Source organism: Paraburkholderia sp. FT54, from assembly GCF_031585635.1.
GTDB lineage: Bacteria > Pseudomonadota > Gammaproteobacteria > Burkholderiales > Burkholderiaceae > Paraburkholderia.
Window position 1 is genome coordinate 1,608,412 of the sequence record NZ_CP134195.1, and the last position, 21,288, is coordinate 1,629,699.

Here is a 21,288-nt window from a genome sequence, read left to right on the forward strand (position 1 = left end):
GTTAGCGTGAGTTGGTAGCAAGATAAAGACAGATCTGAAAAGATTATGTCCCCTTCGTCTAGAGGCCTAGGACATCACCCTTTCACGGTGAGTACAGGGGTTCGAATCCCCTAGGGGACGCCAAACATCAGCGTCGCTTTAATGTTCGAAGCATGCTTCGAGTAGCAGTAAAGCAGCGCAGCTTGCAGAGAAATAACCGACGCTCGCAAGCTAGGGTGTAAAGACTGGAGTGGTAGTTCAGTCGGTTAGAATACCGGCCTGTCACGCCGGGGGTCGCGGGTTCGAGTCCCGTCCACTCCGCCAGACAAAGCCCGTTCATCAAAACTTGAACGGGCTTTTTCATTAAAGGTGTAAGCAGTACGTTGTCTCCTTCGTCTAGAGGCCTAGGACATCACCCTTTCACGGTGAGTACAGGGGTTCGAATCCCCTAGGGGACGCCAGCACATCGGCGTCGTTCGGTTGGAAGGTGAACGGTGCAGTGGTGACGCAGCGGCAAATGAGTCAAGCTCACAAGCTGCGGTGCAAAAAATCTGGAGCGGTAGTTCAGTTGGTTAGAATACCGGCCTGTCACGCCGGGGGTCGCGGGTTCGAGTCCCGTCCGCTCCGCCAGATTTGAGAAAGCCCACTTCGAAAGAAGTGGGCTTTTTTTATTCCGCTGTCCAGCGCGCCTGGGTATGCTCGGGACAAACAGCCATTGCCAGCGCGCGCGGCCTGTTTTACCGTTGACCCGACTCTTCCTTGTCGCCTCGCCATGTTCGATCCAACCGAAGCTCCGTTACCGTTTCATCTGCGCAAAGCCAGCATGGACGATTTCGAGTTCGCCGAGGCGCTGACTCGCAACAACATGGGTGGTTACTATCGTCGCCACCATCTCGTGTGGCGCGGCGATCTGTTTCTCGGTAGCTGGCGCGAGTCGGAGAATTTCATTCTCGAAATGGACGGCACGCCGATCGGCGTGTTGCGCATCACGCAAGAGGGCAATTCGCTGCATATCCGCGACGTGCAGATTGCCGAAGGCCATCGCCGGCTCGGTGCCGGCACGTATCTGCTCGATGTTTCGCATCAATGGGCACGCGAGCGCGGCCTGCGCGAGTTGCAACTGAGAGTGTTCGTCGACAATCCCGCCGCGCGGCTCTATCAGCGCAAAGGCTACAAGCTGGCCGGGCCGCGTCTTGCGCAACTTGGCGCGATCCGTCATCTGGCGCGACGGGTTTGAGGCCGCGGTGTTCGATACACAAGGTCTGCGGCGCTGGTGTTTGGCACGCTGGTTTTGAAGCGTCGGGCTTGACGCGCGCGGTCTGAGGCGCTGGTGATTGACACGTAGGGTTCAGCGCGCCGAATTGGATGCGCCGCGTCTCAAGCACGCGTTTGACGCCGAAATTTCAGGCGCTCGCTCAGCGTCCGGCATCGCTCTCTACATCCGTGCGATCGCGCGCCATCTCGTCGTCCGCCTCCGTGTCGCCGTGCTCCCCATGCCCCGCCCGATGTTCCGAGCCACGCTCGATAAATGCGCGCGGACTCTCGCCGAACGCCCGACGGAACATAGCGGAAAACGCGCTCTGACTCTGATAGCCCAATTCCAACGCGACATGCGAAAGCGGCCGTCCCTGGCTCAACAGCGGAATCGCGCGCGCCAGAATCGCCTGTTGGCGCCATTGCGAAAAACTCACCCCCAGTTCCTGACGAAACAGTCGCGCAATGGTGCGCGTGCTCGCGCCCACGCTGGACGCCCATTGTTCGAGCGACTCGCCATGAGTCGGGTCGGCGATCACCGCCTCGCACAGCGCGCGCAGACGCTTTTCGTTGGGCATCGGCACGGAGAGCGGCAGCGGCTCCGAGCGGGTCAGTTCGTCGAGTGCGAGAGCGCCCAGCAGCTGCTCACGTGTAGCCGAGATGCCCGGCGTGTCGAGCGCGGCAATCACTTCGCGCAGCAGATCCGAGACTTCGACCACGCGTGGCGTATCGAGCCCGGCCGGCACGGTGCTTTCGGTGATGTAGAGCGTGCGCAGGAACGCGTCTTCGACGGCGACCACTTCGTGCGTCACATGCGGTGGCACCCAGATTGCCCGCGATGGCGGCACCATCCACGTCGTGCCGGTCGTCGCGACCCGCAGCACGCCGCGCGACGCATAGGCCACCTGCGCCCACGCATGCGTGTGACGCGCGATGCGCCAGCCCGAGGGTATCTGCCGCGAGCGCACGCGGATCGGATGCGTTTCGTTCGGCTGGAACTCGGGCGGAATATCGGCGAAGCGTACGGGGCTCGACAGGTTGAAGTCGGCGGACGAAGTCATGGTGAAGATCGATCCCGATAACGGAACGCGGCAAACGCGGGCTCCCGGAAGGATGCCGCCAGCGCCGCGAGGCAAAACCCGTGCGGGCGGGCAAACCGCCGCAGGATTCCCATTGTAGGTGCTGCGCAAGACCCGCCGTTGCATAATGTGCCGATTGCCCGGACCCAAGGAGAACGCCATGAGCTTTGCCACCGCGGACTTGTGCGACGCGCACGAGGATCAACTGGCGCTCGGCACGTTGCGCGTGCTGGAGCCAGTCTTTCACCTGTTCAGCCGTGCCGAGTGTTTCAGCGGTGAAGCGGTGACGCTGAAGGTCTTCGAGGACAACGCACTCGTGCGGTCCACGCTCGAGGAGAAGGGCGCGGGCCGCGTGCTGGTGGTCGACGGTGGTGGCAGCCTGCGTTGCGCGCTGGTGGGCGCCAACCTCGCGCAGATCGCGGAACAGAACGGCTGGGCGGGCATCGTCCTGAACGGCTGTGTGCGCGATACGCTGGAACTCAACGAGGTCAACGTCGGCATTGCGGCTTTGACGACCTCTCCGCGGCGCGGCCAGAAGCTCGGCACCGGCGAGCGCGACGTGGCGGTGCAATTGCCCGGCGCGCTGGTGCGCCCCGGCGAATGGATCTACGCGGATATCGACGGCGTGCTAGTGGCGAGCGCGGCGCTGAACTGAACCGCAGCCGGGACTCAAGCTCGAACAGAGCCGGAAACAAAAGCCACCCAAACCCCAATTCAAGGAGAGCAAACGACGATGCAGACCGTCTTTGTATACGGCACATTGCGCGCCGGTGAAGTCAACGACATTCGCCACGCCGCGGCGCGCAACGAGATCGCCGCGCCCAATCTGCTCGGCACGGCCACGGTGCGTGGCCATCTGTTCGACTTCGGTTCGTATCCGGGCCTCGTGGTCGACGAAGCCGGTGTCGACGTGATCGGCGACGTCTACGAGATCGACGACCAACTGGTCGCCGTGCTCGACGAAATCGAGGCGGTCTATCCGGGCGTCGAGGATCGTTTCCTCGCGCGCGAAGTGATGGTGAAAGTCGACGGCAACGTCGTGAACTGCCGCTTTTATCCGGTTGCGCCGAGTGCGGTGAAGGGCTTGCCCGAAATCAGATCGGGCGACTGGATCGGATATCGCAGCACGCGCTGACTGAGCTAGCCACGGCACGCGCGCATAAAAAAACGGCCCGGCAAGCATACGCCTGTCGGGCCGTCCGGTCGGTCAGCCTTACGACTCAAGCCGCTTTTGCGCTGCGTGCGTCACGCGAAAGCGGGCTTGTTACTGCGTCGTCCTTTGTCAACGCATCGGAGCACACCCGATGCGTCCATGAGACCTGACGCTGGCCTCAGATTTCCTCGTACAGCGGCAGCGTCAGGAAGTCGGTGAACTGCTCCGACGTCGACATCTGTTCGAAGATCTGCGCGGCGCGCTCATACGGCCTGGTGTCGCCGCCCACGGCCGCCTTCACCTTGTCGAGTTCCTGCGCCGATAACTCGCGCACCAGCTCGGCTGTCACCTTTCGGCCGTCTTCGAGCTTGCCCTTCGGCGATCGAATCCATTGCCACACCTGCGAGCGCGAAATTTCCGCAGTGGCGGCGTCTTCCATCAGGTTGTGGATCGGCACGCAGCCATTGCCCGCGAGCCACGCGCCCAGGTAGTGAATGCCGACGTTGATGTTGTTGCGCAGACCGCCTTCGGTGATCGGCGCTTCGGGACGAAAGTCCGTCAGGTCGGTGGCCGTGACGAGCACGTCGTCGCGCTGCTTGCCGAGCTGGTTCGGCTTGTCGCCGAGCACCTTGACGAACTCTTCCATCGCGATCGGCACGAGGCCCGGATGCGCGACCCAGCCGCCGTCGTAGCCGTCGCCGGCATCGCGCGCCTTGTCCGAGCGCACGCCGCCCATCGCTTTCTCGTTGGCGGCCGGATCGTTCTTGATCGGAATCAGCGCGCTCATGCCGCCGATCGCCGGCGCGTTGCGGCGATGGCAGGTCTTCAGCAACAGTAGCGCGTAGGCGCGCATGAACGGCGACGTCATCGTGATCTGCGAGCGGTCGGCAAGACAGAAGTCGCGGTCGGCCTTGAACTTCTTGATTGCCGAGAAGATGTAGTCCCAACGGCCGGCGTTCAGGCCCGAGCTGTGTTCGCGCAACTCGTACAGGATCTCGTCCATTTCGAAGGCGGCGACGATCGTCTCGATCAGCACCGTCGCGCGAATCGTGCCGCGCGGCACGCCGACCGCTTCCTGCGCCGCGACAAAAATGTCGTTCCACAGACGCGCTTCGAGATGGCTCTCCATCTTCGGCAGATAGAAGTACGGACCCGAGCCGCGCGCGACCAGTTCCTTCGCGTTGTGCACCATGAAGAGCGCGAAGTCGAAGATGCCGCCCGACACGCGCTTGCCGTCCACCTTCACGTGCTTCTCGTCCAGGTGCCAGCCGCGCGGACGCACGATCAGCGTGGCGACCTTGTCGTTCAACGTGTACGACTTGCCGTTCTGTTCCAGCGAAATCGTGCGGCGCACCGCGTCATTCAGATTGATATGGCCGGTGATCTGGTTATCCCAGCTCGGCGCATTCGAATCTTCGAAGTCGGTCATGTACGAATCCGCGCCCGAATTCAGCGCGTTGATGATCATCTTGCGCTCGACCGGACCGGTGATTTCCACGCGGCGGCATTGCAGATCCCGCGGCAGCGGCGCGATTGTCCAGTCGCCTTCACGCACGCTCTTCGTTTCGGCGAGGAAATCGGGGCGCTCGCCGGCGTCGAGGCGCCCGGTGCGTTCCGCACGCGCCTGCAGCAACTGCTGACGACGCGGCTCGAACGTGCGATGCAGCGCCGCGACGAGTTCGAGCGCTTCGCGGGTGAGGATCGCTTCGTAGCCTGGCTTGATCTCAGCCGTGATTTCCATGCCCTGCGGCAGCGACAACGATGAATGCGATGACTGCGGGTTCGCCATGTTTTTCTCCTTGGTCGGTCAGATTGCAACGATGCAAATGTTGAAAGTGCGTTGAATTGCGGTTGATGTGCGTCGTGTTATCCATTGGTAGCCGTCATGCGCCAGGGCTGTGGCGCGTGCGGCTGCCGCCGGCGCCGCTGCTGCGGCCGGACGACGCGGGGTTTTTCAGAAAAGCGAGCAGATCGGACATGCCTGGGCCCGTGCCATGCGGCGTGACGCCCAGTTCTTCGGCTGGGGCGTTTTGCCGGTTGAGCCAGAAAGTGGTGAAACCGAACCACGTCGCGCCCGCCACGTCCCAGCCGTTCGACGACACGAAGACGATCTCGCGCGGCAGCGCGTCGAACGCTTGCGTGCCGAGCGCGTAAGCGGCGGGCGAGGGTTTGTAGGCGCGCACGGCGTCGACTGAAAGAACGTGGTCGAACAGGCGCGTCATGCCGGCGCTTTTCACGGCGATGTCGAGCATTTGCGGATTGCCGTTCGAGAGAATTGCGAGAAGTGGGCGCGAGGCGGATTCGCTGCCCGCAAGCGCTGCCGAATTCAGCGATACGTCGCGCAACTGGTGCAGCGCGGGCACGGCATCGGGGAAAGCGGACAAGCACGCGTATTCGTCCATCAGACGCTTTTCGGCCTTGCGGCCCAGCGTGAGCTGAAGTTTTTTCGCGGCGAAGCGCAAGGCGTCGAGCGTGATGTCCCAGAACGGCCGGTAATGTGCACCGGGTGCGTCCGCCGTGTCGGCGAGCGTGCGCAACTGCGTGTATTCGATCTGTTTCTGGCGCCACAACTGCGAGAGCGCGTCGCCGTGGCCGGGAAACATCTGCTCCGCGGCAGCGATCACCGAATGCACGTCGAAAAGCGTGCCGTATGCGTCGAAAATCACTGCTTTAAGGGAGAGTGTCGTTGTGGCCGACATTGCCGTGCGCTCCTATCAGAGGTCAGGACGGATTGTATTAGTGATGTTATGCGCTAAAAAAGAGGCTAAACATCACTTGATCTTTTACTTTCATCCACCTAATCTAACGCGCACCGACCACTTTCCCGCCCTCGCGCGGCTCCCACCGTTCATGGACCGTTTCAAGCAGATCGAGACTTTCGTGACCGTCGCGGCCAAAGGCAGCCTGTCTGCCGCGGCTTCGGCCGAAGGCGTCGCGCCGGCCATCATCGGCCGCCGCATCGACGCGCTCGAAGAGCGCCTCGGCGTCAAATTGCTGGTGCGCACCACGCGCAGGATCACGCTGACCTTCGAAGGCTCGGCCTTTCTCGAAGACTGTCAGCGCGTCATTCACGACATGCAGAACGCCGAAGCCAGCGTGTCGGCGGGCGGCGTCAAGGCGAGCGGCCACCTGCGGCTCTCCGCGCCGGCGGGCTTCGGACGCCGGCACGTCGCGCCGCTGGTGCCGGCGTTCACGGTCGCGCATCCGGACGTGTCGATCACGCTCGACCTGTCCGATCGCCTCGTCGATCTGGTCAACGAGGGTTTCGATTGCGCGGTGCGTCTCGGCGAATTGCCGGATTCGTCGCTGGTGTCGCTCAAGCTCGGCGAGAACCGCCGTGTGTGCGTGGCGTCGCCGTCGTACCTGAGCCGGCGCGGCGCGCCGCACAGCCTCGCCGATCTCGCGCATCACAACTGTCTCGCGCTCGGCGCGAGCGCCAACCAGCAGCGCGGCTGGATGTTCCAGCAGGGCGACAAGGTCGTCTCGATCAAGGTGTCCGGCACGATGGAATGCTCGGACGGCGCGGTGCTGCACGAATGGTGTCTCGAGGGCTACGGCCTCGCGTGGCGCTCGTGGTGGGAGGTCGGCACGGACATCGCGGCCGGGCGGCTCGTCAGCGTGCTCGACGAATTCACCGCGCCACCCATCGGCATTCACGCGGTGTTTCCGCAGCGCCGTCATTTGCCGCTGCGGGTGCGACTGTTTCTGGACTTTCTCAAGCATACGTATGGCGATCCCGGCTACTGGGGTTGACAGCGGCCGGCGCCGCGCGAGCTTGCCCGGCGATTGCGCCGCCGCCGCTGCTAACAAGGGGTTTCCGATATGCGGACAGACCCTCAACAGATTCATACGCTCAATTCCGCGACCTACAATCGATTGAAGCGGCTTGTACGCCGAGCCTCGTTGGACGCTGAGGCCGCGCTGCGCGCAGCCGGCGACGGAGGGCATCATGTTCAGGCACATCCTGGTTCCGACCGACGGTTCAGATCTGTCTCGCAAGGCAATCGACGGCGCCATCGATCTCGCGCAAGCCGTTAATGCGCACGTGACCGCCTACGCGTGCTTGCCCCAATACCCGTACTCGCCGTTCTCCGACGTGGTGGTCGAACCGCCCACCGAATTCCTGCAGCGCAGCGAGCGCGAAGCGCGCGTGCATCTGCGAGAGGTGGAGATGGCGGCGCGCCGTGTCGGCGTCACGGTCGACAGCCGGACCAGCGTGCATCCGGCGCCGTATCTCGGCATCATCGAGGCGGCGGAGCAGGGCGGCTGCGACGTGATTTTCATGGCCTCGCACGGCCGCCGCGGTTTGGGCAGCCTGCTGATCGGCAGCGAAACGCAGCGAGTGCTCACGCATACGAAGATTCCGGTGATTGTGTATCGCTGAATCAAAGCCGAAAAAAACGCGCCGGCGGTGAGGTCGGCGCGCGCTGTGTTCGCCGCACATGCGCTGTGCTGGCTTTCTTGCTGCTGCGATCTCGCCCAGAGTCCGCTTCAAGCTGCCGGCCGTCGGCGCTGCCCGGTTCACGCTCCGACGGCCTTGCTCCTCCCTGTGACGGCGGCTCTCTGCCGGAGCCGCTTTTCGTCTGTCTGCCCCGTTTCCGCGATCAGACCGCGGGGTTGCTTACGCGACCTTCTTGTCGAAGAACTGTTCGTCTTCCGTCGAGCCGTGCAACGCGGTCGTCGATGCATCGCGTTCGACCGTTTGCGTCACCGCGTCGAAGTAGCCGGTGCCGACTTCGCGTTGGTGCTTGACCGCGGTGAAGCCCTTTTCGGCGGCGGCGAATTCAGCCTGCTGCATTTCGACAAAAGCGGTCATCTGGTTGCGGGCATAGCCGTGCGCGAGGTTGAACATCGAGTAGTTCAGCGCGTGGAAGCCGGCCAGCGTAATGAACTGGAACTTGTAGCCCATTGCGCCGAGTTCGCGCTGGAACTTGGCGATCGTCGCGTCGTCGAGGTTCTTCTTCCAGTTGAACGACGGCGAGCAGTTGTACGACAGCAGTTGAACCGGGTACTCCTTGTGGATCGCGTCGGCGAATTTCTTCGCGAACTCGAGGTCCGGCTTGCCGGTTTCGCACCAGATCATGTCGGCGTACGGCGCGTAGGCGAGGCCGCGCGAGATCGCCTGCTCGAGACCCGGCTTGGTGCGGTAGAAACCTTCCACCGTGCGCTCGCCGGTCAGGAACGGCTTGTCGTTTTCGTCGATATCCGACGTGATCAGATCGGCGGCTTCCGCGTCGGTACGCGCCAGCAGCACGGTCGGCGTGCCGGAGACGTCGGCGGCCAGACGCGCGGCCGTCAGTTTGGCGATGTTTTCACGCGTCGGCACGAGCACCTTGCCGCCCATGTGGCCGCACTTCTTCACCGAAGCCAGTTGATCTTCGAAGTGCACGCCCGCGGCGCCCGCTTCGATCATCGCCTTCATCAGTTCGAATGCGTTCAGCACGCCGCCGAAGCCGGCTTCCGCATCCGCCACGATCGGCTGGAAGTAGTCCACGTAGCCTTCGTCGCCCGGATTCTTGCCTTCCGACCACTGGATCTGGTCGGCGCGCGTCAGCGTGTTGTTGATGCGCTTCACGACGAGCGGCACCGAGTTCGCCGGATACAGCGACTGGTCCGGGTACATTTCACCGGCCACGTTCGCGTCGCCCGCAACCTGCCAGCCCGACAGATAGATCGCCTTGAGGCCGGCCTTGACCTGTTGCATGGCCTGATTGCCGGTGAGCGCGCCGAGCGAGTTGACGAACGGCTCGTTGTTCACGCTTTCCCACAGTTTTTCCGCACCGCGCTTGGCGAGCGTGTGCTCGACTTGCACCGAGCCGCGCAGGCGGATCACGTCTTCCGCCGTGTAGCTGCGCTTCACGCCTTTCCAGCGCGGATCGGTTTCCCATTGCTGTTGGAGTTGCCTGGCTTGTTCTTGACGGGACATGGTGTGCTCCTTGGTTGCCTGTATGGATGGGTGACTCTTTTCTTCGTCGAAGCGGCTGGCCGGTTAGGGCGTTTCGTTTCGTGAAGTCTTATATAAGAGTCTAGGCAAATCGATGGTCGCGCAATAGTCGCCGGTCAGCCTTTTTGGAATATTTATTCATGTTTTAAATCAATGAATTACACTTTACGTTTCACATTGAGAAAAGACTTTTTCCATGTTGCAATAGGCCGTCTTGTGCCTTGCAGCACGATTTTTTACGACGCAAAAAAATTTTCCACATCGTGAAATTTGGGGAGCGCCGCAGTATGGACGAAAAAAAACCGGCGCCTGAGCACCGGTTTCTTTCGACTGACGAACGGCGCGAGGCCGTCTGGGTCTATTTTCAAGCTAACTGCGCAGTACCGTCTGGGCGCTGCAACGGGCCGAAGCCCTGAAGCACAATGCGCCCGGTCGGTACTTAGCTGCCGCGACGCGCCGTACGCGGGCCGTCGCTGCGGCGTGCGCCGTAGCCGCCGTCGCGCGAACCGCCGTAGCCTTCACGCGAACCGCCGCCGAAGCCGCCTTCACGCGAGCCGCCGCCAGCCGACTTGCCGGCCCAGCCGCCGCCATTGCCGCTACCGCTGCGCGCACCGCCGCCGTTGCCGGCCGGCTTGCCCGAACCGCTGCCGAAGCGACGGCCACCACCGTTGCCACCGCCCGGACGGCCGCGGCCGCCAAAGCCAGGACGGCCGTTACCCGACGGAGCCGACTTGCGCGGCTCGAAGCCTTCGACGACATTGACCGGCAGCGGAGTGCGCACGAAGCGCTCGATGCGCTTCAGCGCGCCTTGTTCGGCGTGATGCACGAGGCTCACCGCGATACCCGAGCGGCCAGCACGGCCGGTACGGCCGATGCGGTGCACGTAGTCTTCGGCGAACTTCGGCAGGTCGTAGTTGAACACGTGCGTGATGCCCGGAATGTCGATACCGCGAGCGGCGACGTCCGTGGCCACCAGCACGCGCACACGGCGCTCGCGCAGCGCACGGATCGTGCGGTTACGCGCGCCTTGCGGCAGATCGCCGTGCAGGGCGGCCGATTCGAAGCCGGCGTCGGCCAGACGGCCGGCCAGCTGGTCGGCATCCATCTTGGTTGCCGTGAAGACGATAGCCTGGTCGAGGCCTTCGTCGCGCAGCAGATGGTCGAGCAGACGGTCCTTGTGATCGCGGTCGTCGACGTAATGGACGGTTTGCGCGATGTTGGTGCGCTGTTCCAGACGCTGAACGATCTCGATACGCTCCGGATCCTTCAGCAGGCGGCCCGTCAGCGACGTGATCTTGCCGTCGAGCGTGGCCGAGAACAGCATGGTTTGACGCGAAGCCGGCGTAGCGGCAACGATCGTTTCGATGTCTTCGATGAAACCCATGTCGAGCATGCGGTCAGCTTCGTCGAGCACGAGGATCTGCAGCTGCGACAGATCGATACGGCCGCGTTCCAGGTGGTCGATCAGACGGCCCGGCGTGGCAACCAGGATTTCCGGGTTCTTCGCGAGCAGCATCAATTGCTGGCCGTAGGCGACGCCGCCCAGAATGCTGACGGTGCGCAGGCGCTTCAGGTGCTTGCCGTACGTGGCGGCGGCGGTGGTGACCTGCATCGCGAGTTCGCGGGTCGGCGTCAGAACCAGCATGGTCGGACGGGCAACCGGCTGCGGACGGCGCGTGCGGGCGCCGTCGGCCGGACGCGGTTCACGCGGCTGGCTGGCTTGCGCCTTTTGCAGTTGCGAGAAACGCTCGATGGCGGGCAGCATGAACGCGGCGGTCTTGCCCGAGCCGGTCGGGCTCGAGACCATCAGGTCGCGCCCGGCGATACCGGCGGGGATGGCGCGCTGCTGAACCGGCGTGGGATTCTGATAGCCAGCGGCGGTCAGCGCGGAGACGACATCCGCGGACAGACCGAGCGACGCGAACGACGGGCCGGCCGGTGCTGCGGCCTCAGCGGCGACGGCTTCCGGAGCGGCAGCAACGGCTGCGGCTTGGGCGGGTGCGTCGGCGAGACCGAGGGCTTGGTCGGCGATGGCGTTCAACGGGCTGCTGGGGGTATTGCTCGAAGTCATGAGAATCCTTGGAAAATCCTTGGTACACACGGAATTAAAACGTCGGCGCCAATCGGCATACCCAAGTCGTCGGATTCAGCGAGCAAAGAAGCAGCGAGCAAATCGAAAAACGGGGGCAGCTCGCGACAATGAAGGCGAGCTTTTCGTTAGAAGCTGTATCGGATGCGACATGCCAACACGGCGTGCCGCCAGCCTGGGACATGATCGCCCGTAGGGGGCTAGGCAGGAGGGGACAGGTTCTAAACTGGATTGGAGCTAAACGCTACGAAGCGCTGCGCCGCAAAGGCCGCTAAGGGAAAGCCGGGCAAAGCAGTGAAGCGCAGGCAGCATTGTATAGGCTTTTGCTGCACTGCGCCACTGTTAGGAGTTTTCCTGGTGGAAAAGTTCGTGCCGGGTCTTGTTCCCACGGGCGGTGCGGTTGCCGGGCGGGCCGGCAATGGTCGCTTCACGGCCGCTTCAGGCCGCCTTGCCGCTCTTGAGCGATTCGACGAGCTCGACGTACTGCTGCTTGGCGGCGTCCTGCGCCGTGCCCTTGAGCGCGGCCCACGCATCGTACTTGTATTTGCCGACGATGTCGGCGAAGCCCGGCTTGTCGCCGCGAACGTCGCCTTCGCTAGCCTGCTTGAAGAGGGCATACAAGCGCAGAAGCGTGAGATTACCCGGGCGCTCCGTCAGTTGCTTCACATCTTCCTGGGCCTGGGTGAACTGGATGTCGAGGTCGGTCATTGTCGTTTTGCCCGCCGGGCGGGATCGGGATTGATGTCGGCTGACGATCATAACAAGTGCATGCCGCCGCGGACCCGAGGGCTTATTCCAAACGCCGGCCTGCGACCCGGATTCAAAGCCGAAGCATGCGGCGCGCAAGCGCAAACCACATTTGCGCGCGCCGTGCCGATTACAATACGGTCCATGACTCAAACTGTGCTCCTCGCCCTCGATACCTCGACCGAATTCTGCTCGGTAGCGCTTCTGTCCGCCGCCGGCAGTGCGGTTGGCGCGACACATGAAGAGGCACGCGCCGAACCGCGTCTCTGGGTGCGCCACGAGCAAACCGGCGCGGTCTCCAGCACGCGCCTGCTCCCCGCTATCCGCGAACTTTTTAACGAAGCCGGCCTGACACTGGCGGACTGCGACGCCATTGCCTTCGGCTCCGGTCCGGGTTCGTTCACGGGCCTGCGTACCGCGACCGGCGTCGCCCAGGGCCTCGCGTTCGGCCTGAATCTGCCGGTCGTGCCGGTCAGCACGCTCCTTGCGTGCGCCGAGAGCGCGCGCCTGCGCGACCCGTCGGTGACGCGCGTGCTCGCCGCGCTCGACGCGCGCATGGACGAAATTTATTGGGCCGACTACGCCTGGGACCCCGCGCAGGGTGAATGGCGCACGCTCCAGGCGGCTTCGCTCGATGCGCCGGACCGGCTCGCATTACCCGACGTCCCCTTCACGCTGGCAGGCAATGCCGCCGCGGCCTTCGGCGCGCGGTTGCCCGCGCTCGCCGCGGCGAGCAGCGTCGACGGCGCAGCGCTGCCGCACGCGGTGCCGCTCGCCCACGCCGCGCTGCGCGCGTTGCGCGCCGGCCGCACGCTGCCCGCCGACCAGGCCGCGCCAGAATATGTGCGCGACAAGGTCGCCCAGACCACGGCCGAGCGGGTCGCCGAAAAAGCTGAGAAAGCCGCCAAGGCCGAGCAGGCCGCCAGACTCCCGCACGACACAGCCCAAGACGAGGGCCGGCAATGAGTGGCGTGTTGCTCGCGGACCGGTACATGTCGCCGATGACCGAAGGCGATCTGGACGAAATCGCCGCCATCGAAAAGCTCGCTTATGAATTTCCGTGGAGCCGGGGCAATTTCGGCGATTCGCTGCGCAACGGCTATTTCGGCATCTGTCTGCGTCATGTCACCGGCACGCTGATCGGTTATTGCGTGCTGATGCCGGTCGTCGACGAAATGCATCTGCTCAATTTGTGCGTGACGCCCGCGGCTCAAGGTGCCGGCGCGGGACTCGCGCTGCTGCGCGAAGCGGTGCGGATTACGCGTGCTGAAAAACTCGACGGTCTGCTGCTGGAAGTGCGGCCGTCGAATCATCGGGCGATCCGGCTTTATGAGCGCTTCGGCTTTTCTTCGATCGGCCGGCGCAAAAACTATTATCCGGCGCGTCATCGCAGCCGGGAGGACGCCATCGTGATGCGTTTCTCGTTTGCCACGGAGGGCGCAGATGGCGCTGCATGAATCCTTATTGGAAGAGTTCGGACTCGCGCCGATGTGGGTGCGTCGAGGAATGGCGGCGGCGCAGGAGCCGATTGTTGAAGCGCAAGCCGAAACCGAAGCCGAACCCGTAGCCGTAACCGGGCAGGGCGCCGGTGTAGAGGCCGGGCCGGGCGCCCGTCATGACGATGCGCCCAGCGCGGCGCCCGGCTTGCCGCCCGTCGCGCGCGCCCAGGAAACCGCACGGCCGGCGCTGCGCGCGGGAGAGGCCCAAAGCGCCGATGCCGCGTCGGCACAGAGCGAACGGCACGCGCCGATCCGTGCGGATCAGACGCCGTCTTCACCAAAGCGCCAGCCGCAACCATCGCAGCAATCCCGCAGCCCCGAGCCGCCAACATTCGACGCGCCGCCCGAGGACGATTTCGCGTGGTTCGACGACCTGCCGACCCAGGCTCCCGCGAACGCGCGTCAGGAAGCCCCCGCGGCGCCGGCAATCCACACGCTGGACTGGGACGCGTTGAGCGAGCGCGTCGCCGCTTGCCAGCTTTGCCGTCTGTGCGAGAAGCGCACCAACACCGTGTTCGGCGTCGGCGATCGCAATGCGGACTGGATGCTGATCGGCGAAGCGCCGGGTGAAAACGAGGACCGTGTGGGCGAGCCGTTCGTCGGCCAGGCCGGCAAGCTGCTCGACAACATGCTGCGTTCGCTGACGCTCGCGCGCGACACCAACGTCTACATCGCGAACGTGATCAAGTGTCGCCCGCCCGGCAACCGCAACCCGGAAGCGGACGAAGTCGCGCGTTGCGAACCGTATCTGCAACGTCAGGTCGCGCTGGTCAAGCCGAAACTGATCGTCGCGCTCGGCCGCTTCGCGGCGCAAAGTCTGCTGAAAACCGACGCGAGCATTTCGTCCTTGCGTGGCCGCGTGCACGAATATGAAGGCGTGCCCGTGATCGTCACCTATCATCCGGCGTATCTGCTGCGCAGCCTGCCCGACAAGGCGAAGGCCTGGGCCGACCTGTGCCTCGCGCGCGACACATGGCGGGCGGCGGGCGGCGCGCCGTCGAACGCGTCGAAGTGACGGCCGTCGAGGGGCCGGCCGAATCCGCGGCGGCGTCCGGCAGCGATGCCGCGAGCCGCGATACGCTGCTCGACACCTTGCACGACCCCGCTGTGCGAGATCTCGCGTGGTTGTTGCTGAGCGCCGATCTGTTGCGCCCGCAACCACCGGTTGGCGTGCTGGCGAATCCTTTCGAGACGCCGCAGGAAGCCCAGGCGACCATCGACTGGCTTCGCGCGCTCGACGCCGCGCCCGAGCCCTTGCATCACGACCTCGCGGCGACGCGCATCACGCGTCTGGGCCGGTACGCCGAACGGCTGCTCGGCTGGTTCCTCCAGCATGGGCCGGCAGCGCGGCTGGTGGCGGCTGGCGTGCCGCTGCGGCGCGCGGGTATCACGCTCGGCGAATGCGATTTTCTGATCAGGACGCGGCAGGGCGCGCGGCTGCATTGGGAGCTGGCCGTGAAGTGCTATCTGCATGCCGGCGACGGGCGTGGGCAGTTGTCAGATTACGTCGGCCCGAATCTGCAAGACCGCTTCGACCTGAAGCTCGCGCATCTGCTGAATCACCAGTTGCCGTTGAGCGCGCGCGAGGAGTTCGCCTCGGTCGGCTATGCGGGTCCGTGGACGCCGCAGATGTTCATCAAAGGCTGGCTGTTTTACCGGCAAGGCGAGAGGCCACTTGATCCCGTCGAGCTCGATCCGGCGCATGGCCGTGGCTGGTGGGTGACGCGCGGCGATTGGCCGGCATTCGCAGCGGCCCATGCACAGAAGTGGCGGACCTTGCCGCGGCTGGAATGGCTCGCGCCGCGTCGCCATACGCTTCGCGAGGCGCAGGCCGCGGGCCTGGTTTTCGTCGATACGCAGGCACTCGCCGGGCAAACTTCACATCTGCACGGACCGGCGATGGTCGCCGCGTTCACCGAGGACAGCGTGGGCAACCTGATCGAACGCTCGCGCGGTTTTATCGTGCCGGACGAGTGGCCGGAGCTGGCGCAAAACTACGCGCGGCAGTAGCGGCGGGCTGCCTGGAAAGAAGCAGGCACGATCATGAAGCGCTGCCGGCAAGATCAGGGCGCAGGAGCCGGTCGACGCAACCGGTCAGTTCCCGCGCGAGCCACCCCTCACCACCACCGATAAAAATGATGCACCGGCCCGACGCCGCTGCCGACGTCGAGTCGATCGCTCGCTTGCAGTGCGCCGGTCAGATATTGCTTGGCATCGGCGACGGCGCTCGCCAGATCGTCACGTTGCGCAATCAGCGCCGCAATCGCCGACGACAGCGTGCAGCCCGTCCCGTGCGTGTTCTTCACCGGCACACGCGGGCCGCCGAGACGCAGCGCGCCGCTCTCCTGCACCAGCCAGTCCGGGCTATCGGGGGCGCTCAGATGACCGCCCTTCATCAGCACCGCGCGTGCGCCGAGCGCGCGCAGCGCTTCGCCTTGCTCGACCATGCCGGCTTCATCGGTCGCGGCCTGCACGCCGAGCAACGCGGCGGCTTCCGGCAGATTGGGCGTCAGCAGATCGGCGATCGGCAGCAATTCGTCGCGCACCGCGGCGACCGCGTCCGGCAGCAGCAACGCGTGGTTGCTCTTCGAAATCATCACCGTGTCGAGCACGACGTATTTCGGTTTGTGCCGACGCAGCGCATCGGCGACGGCGCGCGCGATCGGCGCGTTCGCCAGCATGCCGATCTTCACGGCGTCGATGCGGATGTCGTCGAACACCGCGTCGAGTTGCGCGGTAATGAAGCCGGGGTCCGGCGCGTGAATCGCGGTGACGCCGCGCGTGTTCTGCGCGGTGAGCGCGGTGATCACGCTCGCGCCATACGCGCCGAGCGCAGAGAAAGCCTTCAGATCGGCCTGAATGCCGGCGCCGCCGCCGGAATCGGAACCGGCGATCGTCAGCACATTGGGAATTGGTTGAGTCATGGCAAAGCGAGGAAGGAGGAAGGCGCGGGCCGCGGCGTGAGCGGACAGCCCGCCGTGGATCAGTGCTTGACTTCGCCGATCAGCGCGACCGAGTCGAACGCGCGCTGATTGGCCTGGTGGCGCCGCATCACGAACCACATCATCAGGCACACGAAGGTGCCGAACAGCACGATCACCGCCGTGACCGGCACGTCGAGCCACACCAGCACGGCGTAGAGGCACAGCATCACGAGCACGGACAGGTTTTCGTTGAAGTTCTGCACGGCGATCGAGTGACCCGCCGACAGCAGCACGTGTCCGCGATGCTGGAGCAGCGCGTTCATCGGCACGACAAAGAAGCCCGACAGGCCGCCGACGATCATCAGGAAAATATACGCGACGATCAGATAGCCCGGCACATGCATGCGGCCAAAATAAAGACCCCAATGAGCAGGGAACAGATCCCGCGTGTAGAACGCCATCAGCATCACGGCGATGCCCATCATGATGCCGACCGGCAACACCGACAGCGACTTCTTCAATGGCACCCGCGAGGCCGCGAAGATCGCGCCGGCCGCCACGCCTACGGCCACCACCGCTTGCAGGATGGCCGCTTCGGAAAGCGACATGCTGAGCGATACCTCGGCCCACTTCAACACGATGAATTGCAGCGTCGCGCCCGCGCCCCAGAACAGCGTGGTGACCGCGAGCGAAATCTGGCCGAGCTTGTCGCGCCACAGCACGAGGAAACAGTCGGCGAAATCGGTGATGAGTTTGATCGGGCCGCGTTCCTGTTTCGGATAGCGCGCGCCGGTGTCGGGAATGCGCAGATTGAACAGCGCGGCGATGATGTAGATCGCCATGATGACCAGCATCGCCGCCTCGGCGGGTGTGTTGACCGAGGGAATGTGGTGCCGCAGGATCGGCGCGGCGATGTGCGGGCTGATGAGTGCGCCGCCGAGCACGGTGCCGAGAATGATCGAGCCGACGGTGGTACCTTCAATCCAGCCGTTCGCGGCGACCAGACGGTCAGGCGGCAGCAGTTCGGTGAGAATGCCGTACTTGGCCGGCGAGTAAGCCGCCGCGCCGAAGCCGACGATCCCATACGCGAGCAGCGGATGCGCGCCCACCAGCATCGTGATGCAACCGACGACCTTGATGGTATTGGTGATGAACATCACGCGTCCTTTCGGACGGGAGTCGGCGAAGGCGCCCACGAAGGCGGCGAGAACGACGTATGACAGCACAAAGAACAACTTGAGCAGCGGCGTCATCCAGTTCGGGGCGTGAAGATCTTTCAGCAGTGCGATAGCAGCGATCAGAAGCGCATTGTCGGCCAGCGACGAAAAAAACTGCGCGGCCATGATGGTGTAAAAACCTTTTTTCATCTGATGCGATGCTGTCCTCGCTGCGGTCTGTCCGCCCCGGCCGCTGGTTGACCGTCCGGGCTTATGCCGTTCGTCGAAATGGGTTGTGCGCACGGCTTTATATCATGAAAATAGCTGCATTCGGACTAGCAGAATCCTTGATCGCACCGCCCAGCGGGCTGCCGAGCGCTGAAAACGCCCTGTAAGCCGCTGATTCGCAAGCGTCTTTACGAAAATATCCCATGCCGCGCCCGCTCTCAGCCACAATTCATACCTCCGCTCTCGCCAATAATCTCGCCGTCGCCAGGCGCTACGCGCCGAAATCCAAAATCTGGGCCGTCGTCAAAGCCAACGCCTACGGACACGGCCTTGCGCGCGTTTTTCCGGGCCTGCGCGCGACCGACGGCTTCGGATTGCTGGACCTCGAAGAGGCCGTGAAGTTGCGTGAATTGGGCTGGGCCGGCCCGATTCTTCTGCTCGAAGGTTTCTTTCGTCCGACCGATATCGACGTGATTGACCGCTACAGCCTGACCACCGCCCTGCATTCGGACGAGCAGTTGCGCATGCTCGAAATGGCGCGCCTGTCCAAACCGGTCAACATCCAGTTGAAGATGAATACCGGCATGAACCGCCTCGGTTACACGCCGGAAAAGTTCCGCGCCGCATGGGAGCGCGCGCGCGCTGCCCAAGGCGTCGGCCAGATCACGTTGATGACTCATTTCTCCGACGCCGATGGCAATCGCGGCGTCGACTATCAGGTAGAGGCGTTCGAGCGGGGCGCGCAGGGCATCGCCGGCGCGCGCAGCCTCGCCAATTCGGCGGCCACGCTGTGGCATCCGGCCACGCATTTCGACTGGGTGCGCCCGGGCATTATCTTGTACGGCGCGTCGCCGTCCGGCGTGACGGCCGCGATCGAAGGCACGGGCCTGCAACCGGCCATGACGCTCGCCTCGGAACTGATCGCCGTGCAAATGCTCACCGAAGGCAACACGGTCGGCTACGGTTCGTCGTTCAAGGCGCGCGGGTCGATGCGTATCGGCGTGGTGGCGTGCGGGTACGCCGACGGCTATCCGCGCGTCGCGCCGGAAGGCACCCCGGTGATCGTCGACGGCGTGCGCACGCGGGTCGTCGGGCGCGTCTCGATGGACATGCTCACCGTCGACCTGACGCCGGTGCCGACCGCCAACGTCGGCTCGCGCGTCGAGCTGTGGGGCAACTCGCTGCCGATCGACGACGTCGCGCAGGCGTGCGGCACGATCGGCTATGAGCTGATGTGCGCCGTGGCGCCGCGTGTGCCAGTGCGGGCGGAGTAAAGACCCGCAAAGCCGGGCGCGCAACCCGGGTGCACACCTGGCCTCGCAGCAAGCGTTTCAATCCAAAGAACAGCAACACAGGCAATAACGCGTGGCAAAACCCAAAACGTTGTACATCTGCAGTGAATGCGGCGGGCAATCGCCGAAATGGGCCGGCCAGTGCCCCTCATGCAATGCGTGGAACACGCTGGTCGAGTCGGTGGCGGAAGCGCCGTCCACGCACCGCTTCCAGTCGCTCGCCAAGAGCGCGCCGGTGCGCCGTCTCGCCGATATCGACGCGTCGGACGTGCCGCGCTTTACCACCGGCGTGAGCGAGTTCGACCGCGTGCTCGGCGGCGGTCTGGTGCCGGGCGGCGTGGTGCTGATCGGCGGCGATCCGGGCATCGGCAAATCGACGCTGTTGCTGCAATCGCTCGCGGAAATCGCCGCCGACAAGCGCGCGCTCTATATCAGCGGTGAAGAATCGGCCGCGCAGATTGCGTTGCGCGCGCAACGGCTTTCGTTGCTGGAGCCGGGCTCGAAGGCGAGCGAGCTGCAATTGCTCGCCGAAATCCAGCTCGAGAAAATCCAGGCGACGATCGCCGACCAGCGGCCCGACGTCGCGGTGATCGACTCGATCCAGACGGTCTATTCCGACGCGCTGACTTCGGCGCCGGGCTCGGTCGCCCAGGTGCGCGAGTGCGCGGCGCAACTGACGCGCATCGCCAAGCAGTCGGGCACCACCATCATCATGGTCGGCCACGTGACCAAGGAAGGCGCGCTGGCTGGTCCGCGCGTGCTCGAGCACATCGTCGACACGGTGTTGTATTTCGAGGGCGACACGCATTCCTCGTATCGTCTGGTGCGCGCGATCAAGAACCGCTTCGGCGCGGTCAACGAACTCGGCGTGTTCGCCATGACCGAGCGTGGCCTGCGCGGCGTGGCCAATCCGTCGGCGCTGTTTCTGTCGCAGCACGAGCAGTCCGTGCCGGGTTCCTGCGTGCTGGTGACGCAGGAGGGCACGCGGCCGCTGCTGGTCGAAGTGCAAGCCCTCGTGGACTCGGCCAACGCGCCGAACCCGCGGCGCCTCGCCGTTGGCCTGGAGCAGAACCGGCTCGCGATGCTGCTGGCGGTGCTGCACCGGCATGCCGGCATCGCGTGTTTCGATCAGGACGTGTTCCTGAACGCCGTGGGCGGCGTGAAGATCACCGAGCCCGCCGCCGACCTGGCCGTGTTGCTCGCGATTCATTCGTCCATGCGCAACAAGCCGCTGCCCAAGGGGCTGGTGGTGTTCGGCGAAGTGGGTCTCGCCGGCGAGATCCGGCCGTCGCCACGCGGTCAGGAGCGTCTGAAGGAAGCCGCCAAACTGGGCTTTTCGGTCGCGGTGATTCCCAAGGCCAATGCGCCGAAGCAGCCGATCGAAGGCTTACAGGTCGTTGCGGTCGAGCGGATCGAACAGGCCATCGACCGGGTCCGCACGCTCGAATAGACGGGGGTTCGGGCGCCTAGGGGCGCCCTTCACTCCGTAATGCGCGGTAAATATCTCCATATTGGCTGTAACCTACCCGACATTCCTTTTTCCTAAGCTGCAGGGGTATGCATCCCTTCTGATGCCCGAAAAAGGATCGCACCTTGAAACAGTCATCTGAAACCGTAGCCGAGCGGCCGATACAGGTGCGCGGCTGCCGCGTCTCCGCGCCCATTCGCCAGCCATGGGGCGGCGCTTGCCGGATCGTCGAGTGGATCGACACGGCGGGGCAGATCTCGCGGCGGGTGGTGGCCGAAGACGCCACGGCCGCCGAAGTCCGCGCGACCATCAATCGCCATGTGGAAGGCCGCAAGCACGTGCTGTACGACGACGAAAAGACGCCGCGTCAGACTTTGCCGCGGCAGACGGTGGCGCGGCGCTGAGGTTTGTGCGGGCGGCAGGGGCTTGGGTGGCTCGCCCCTGTGTTCGCGGTCCGTGTGAAGCTAATGGACGG

20 protein-coding genes and 4 tRNA genes are annotated in these 21,288 nt (G+C 64.4%); 16 read left to right on the forward strand and 8 right to left on the reverse strand.

The features are described from left to right. Nucleotides 1-47 precede the first annotated feature (47 nt). The 5 genes from RI103_RS07595 (at nucleotide 48) to RI103_RS07615 (ending at nucleotide 1,216) form a co-directional block, all read left to right on the forward strand. Nucleotides 48-123, forward strand: a tRNA-Glu gene (locus RI103_RS07595). A gap of 103 nt (nucleotides 124-226) precedes the next feature. Continuing rightward, nucleotides 227-303: transfer RNA gene (locus tag RI103_RS07600), tRNA-Asp, on the forward strand. A 61-nt stretch (nucleotides 304-364) separates the two neighbouring features. Beyond that, nucleotides 365-440: transfer RNA gene (locus RI103_RS07605), tRNA-Glu, on the forward strand. Nucleotides 441-532: 92 nt separating this feature from the next. After that, nucleotides 533-609, forward strand: a tRNA-Asp gene (locus RI103_RS07610). 142 nt (nucleotides 610-751) lie between these two features. Then, nucleotides 752-1,216 (forward strand): GNAT family N-acetyltransferase, encoded by a 465-nt coding sequence (locus RI103_RS07615; RefSeq protein ID WP_310814740.1) that lies wholly within the window; start codon nucleotides 752-754, stop codon nucleotides 1,214-1,216. A gap of 178 nt (nucleotides 1,217-1,394) precedes the next feature. Here RI103_RS07615 and RI103_RS07620 read toward each other — a convergent pair whose 3' ends face one another. After that, nucleotides 1,395-2,294 carry a helix-turn-helix transcriptional regulator gene (locus tag RI103_RS07620; protein ID WP_310814741.1) on the reverse strand — a complete coding sequence of 300 codons (900 nt, stop codon included), beginning with the start codon at nucleotides 2,292-2,294 and terminating at the stop codon, nucleotides 1,395-1,397. 178 nt (nucleotides 2,295-2,472) lie between these two features. Between RI103_RS07620 and rraA the strand changes: the two genes are divergently transcribed. Together rraA and RI103_RS07630 are read left to right on the forward strand one after the other, a co-directional pair. Continuing rightward, a complete protein-coding gene (rraA, locus tag RI103_RS07625; RefSeq protein WP_310814742.1) occupies nucleotides 2,473-2,967 on the forward strand; it encodes a ribonuclease E activity regulator RraA in 495 nt (164 codons plus the stop codon). 78 nt (nucleotides 2,968-3,045) lie between these two features. Further along, nucleotides 3,046-3,447, forward strand: a complete 402-nt coding sequence (locus tag RI103_RS07630) for a gamma-glutamylcyclotransferase family protein (RefSeq protein WP_310814743.1) — start codon at nucleotides 3,046-3,048, stop codon at nucleotides 3,445-3,447. Between the two features lie 196 nt (nucleotides 3,448-3,643). Here RI103_RS07630 and aceB read toward each other — a convergent pair whose 3' ends face one another. Next, the gene (gene aceB / locus RI103_RS07635) at nucleotides 3,644-5,254 is read right to left on the reverse strand and encodes a malate synthase A (protein ID WP_310814744.1); all 1,611 of its coding nucleotides are present in this window, start codon (nucleotides 5,252-5,254) and stop codon (nucleotides 3,644-3,646) included. 94 nt (nucleotides 5,255-5,348) lie between these two features. After that, the gene (locus tag RI103_RS07640) at nucleotides 5,349-6,164 is read right to left on the reverse strand and encodes a haloacid dehalogenase type II (protein ID WP_310814745.1); all 816 of its coding nucleotides are present in this window, start codon (nucleotides 6,162-6,164) and stop codon (nucleotides 5,349-5,351) included. A 151-nt stretch (nucleotides 6,165-6,315) separates the two neighbouring features. Between RI103_RS07640 and RI103_RS07645 the strand changes: the two genes are divergently transcribed. Both RI103_RS07645 and RI103_RS07650 read left to right on the forward strand, forming a co-directional pair. Continuing rightward, nucleotides 6,316-7,218, forward strand: coding sequence for a LysR family transcriptional regulator (locus RI103_RS07645; RefSeq protein ID WP_310814746.1), 903 nt, complete (start codon nucleotides 6,316-6,318; stop codon nucleotides 7,216-7,218). A gap of 196 nt (nucleotides 7,219-7,414) precedes the next feature. Continuing rightward, nucleotides 7,415-7,849 carry a universal stress protein gene (locus RI103_RS07650; RefSeq protein ID WP_310814747.1) on the forward strand — a complete coding sequence of 145 codons (435 nt, stop codon included), beginning with the start codon at nucleotides 7,415-7,417 and terminating at the stop codon, nucleotides 7,847-7,849. A gap of 237 nt (nucleotides 7,850-8,086) precedes the next feature. On the opposite strand, the gene aceA is transcribed toward RI103_RS07650, so the two are convergent. From aceA to RI103_RS07665, 3 genes are all read right to left on the reverse strand, one after another. Beyond that, nucleotides 8,087-9,391, reverse strand: a complete 1,305-nt coding sequence (aceA, locus tag RI103_RS07655; protein WP_310814748.1) for an isocitrate lyase — start codon at nucleotides 9,389-9,391, stop codon at nucleotides 8,087-8,089. A gap of 457 nt (nucleotides 9,392-9,848) precedes the next feature. Next, nucleotides 9,849-11,480 carry a DEAD/DEAH box helicase gene (locus tag RI103_RS07660; protein WP_310814749.1) on the reverse strand — a complete coding sequence of 544 codons (1,632 nt, stop codon included), beginning with the start codon at nucleotides 11,478-11,480 and terminating at the stop codon, nucleotides 9,849-9,851. A 456-nt stretch (nucleotides 11,481-11,936) separates the two neighbouring features. After that, complete coding sequence (locus RI103_RS07665) at nucleotides 11,937-12,206, reverse strand: acyl-CoA-binding protein (protein WP_310814750.1); 270 nt, start codon at nucleotides 12,204-12,206, stop codon at nucleotides 11,937-11,939. 183 nt (nucleotides 12,207-12,389) lie between these two features. Between RI103_RS07665 and tsaB the strand changes: the two genes are divergently transcribed. From tsaB to RI103_RS07685, 4 genes are read left to right on the forward strand one after another with little or no spacing between them, the layout of a single operon-like run. Beyond that, a complete protein-coding gene (tsaB, locus tag RI103_RS07670) occupies nucleotides 12,390-13,211 on the forward strand; it encodes a tRNA (adenosine(37)-N6)-threonylcarbamoyltransferase complex dimerization subunit type 1 TsaB (protein WP_310814751.1) in 822 nt (273 codons plus the stop codon). Then, nucleotides 13,208-13,702 carry a ribosomal protein S18-alanine N-acetyltransferase gene (rimI, locus tag RI103_RS07675; protein WP_310814752.1) on the forward strand — a complete coding sequence of 165 codons (495 nt, stop codon included), beginning with the start codon at nucleotides 13,208-13,210 and terminating at the stop codon, nucleotides 13,700-13,702. Before tsaB ends, rimI begins: the two co-directional genes overlap by 4 nt. Further along, a complete protein-coding gene (locus RI103_RS07680) occupies nucleotides 13,689-14,759 on the forward strand; it encodes a uracil-DNA glycosylase family protein (protein ID WP_310814753.1) in 1,071 nt (356 codons plus the stop codon). Before rimI ends, RI103_RS07680 begins: the two co-directional genes overlap by 14 nt. Beyond that, complete coding sequence (locus tag RI103_RS07685) at nucleotides 14,717-15,754, forward strand: DUF1853 family protein (protein ID WP_310814754.1); 1,038 nt, start codon at nucleotides 14,717-14,719, stop codon at nucleotides 15,752-15,754. Before RI103_RS07680 ends, RI103_RS07685 begins: the two co-directional genes overlap by 43 nt. Before the next feature lie 107 nt (nucleotides 15,755-15,861). On the opposite strand, the gene thiD is transcribed toward RI103_RS07685, so the two are convergent. Then, nucleotides 15,862-16,668 (reverse strand): bifunctional hydroxymethylpyrimidine kinase/phosphomethylpyrimidine kinase, encoded by an 807-nt coding sequence (gene thiD, locus RI103_RS07690; RefSeq protein ID WP_310814755.1) that lies wholly within the window; start codon nucleotides 16,666-16,668, stop codon nucleotides 15,862-15,864. 59 nt (nucleotides 16,669-16,727) lie between these two features. After that, nucleotides 16,728-18,035 (reverse strand): lysophospholipid transporter LplT, encoded by a 1,308-nt coding sequence (gene lplT / locus RI103_RS07695; RefSeq protein WP_310814756.1) that lies wholly within the window; start codon nucleotides 18,033-18,035, stop codon nucleotides 16,728-16,730. Nucleotides 18,036-18,256: 221 nt separating this feature from the next. Between lplT and alr the strand changes: the two genes are divergently transcribed. The 3 genes from alr to RI103_RS07710 all read left to right on the forward strand — a co-directional run bounded on the left by alr (nucleotide 18,257) and on the right by RI103_RS07710 (nucleotide 21,217). After that, nucleotides 18,257-19,327 (forward strand): alanine racemase, encoded by a 1,071-nt coding sequence (gene alr / locus RI103_RS07700; RefSeq protein ID WP_310814757.1) that lies wholly within the window; start codon nucleotides 18,257-18,259, stop codon nucleotides 19,325-19,327. Nucleotides 19,328-19,418: 91 nt separating this feature from the next. Further along, a complete protein-coding gene (gene radA, locus RI103_RS07705; RefSeq protein ID WP_310814758.1) occupies nucleotides 19,419-20,795 on the forward strand; it encodes a DNA repair protein RadA in 1,377 nt (458 codons plus the stop codon). 143 nt (nucleotides 20,796-20,938) lie between these two features. Further along, the gene (locus RI103_RS07710; RefSeq protein WP_310814759.1) at nucleotides 20,939-21,217 is read left to right on the forward strand and encodes a DUF2866 domain-containing protein; all 279 of its coding nucleotides are present in this window, start codon (nucleotides 20,939-20,941) and stop codon (nucleotides 21,215-21,217) included. The last annotated feature ends 71 nt before the right edge of the window (nucleotides 21,218-21,288 follow it).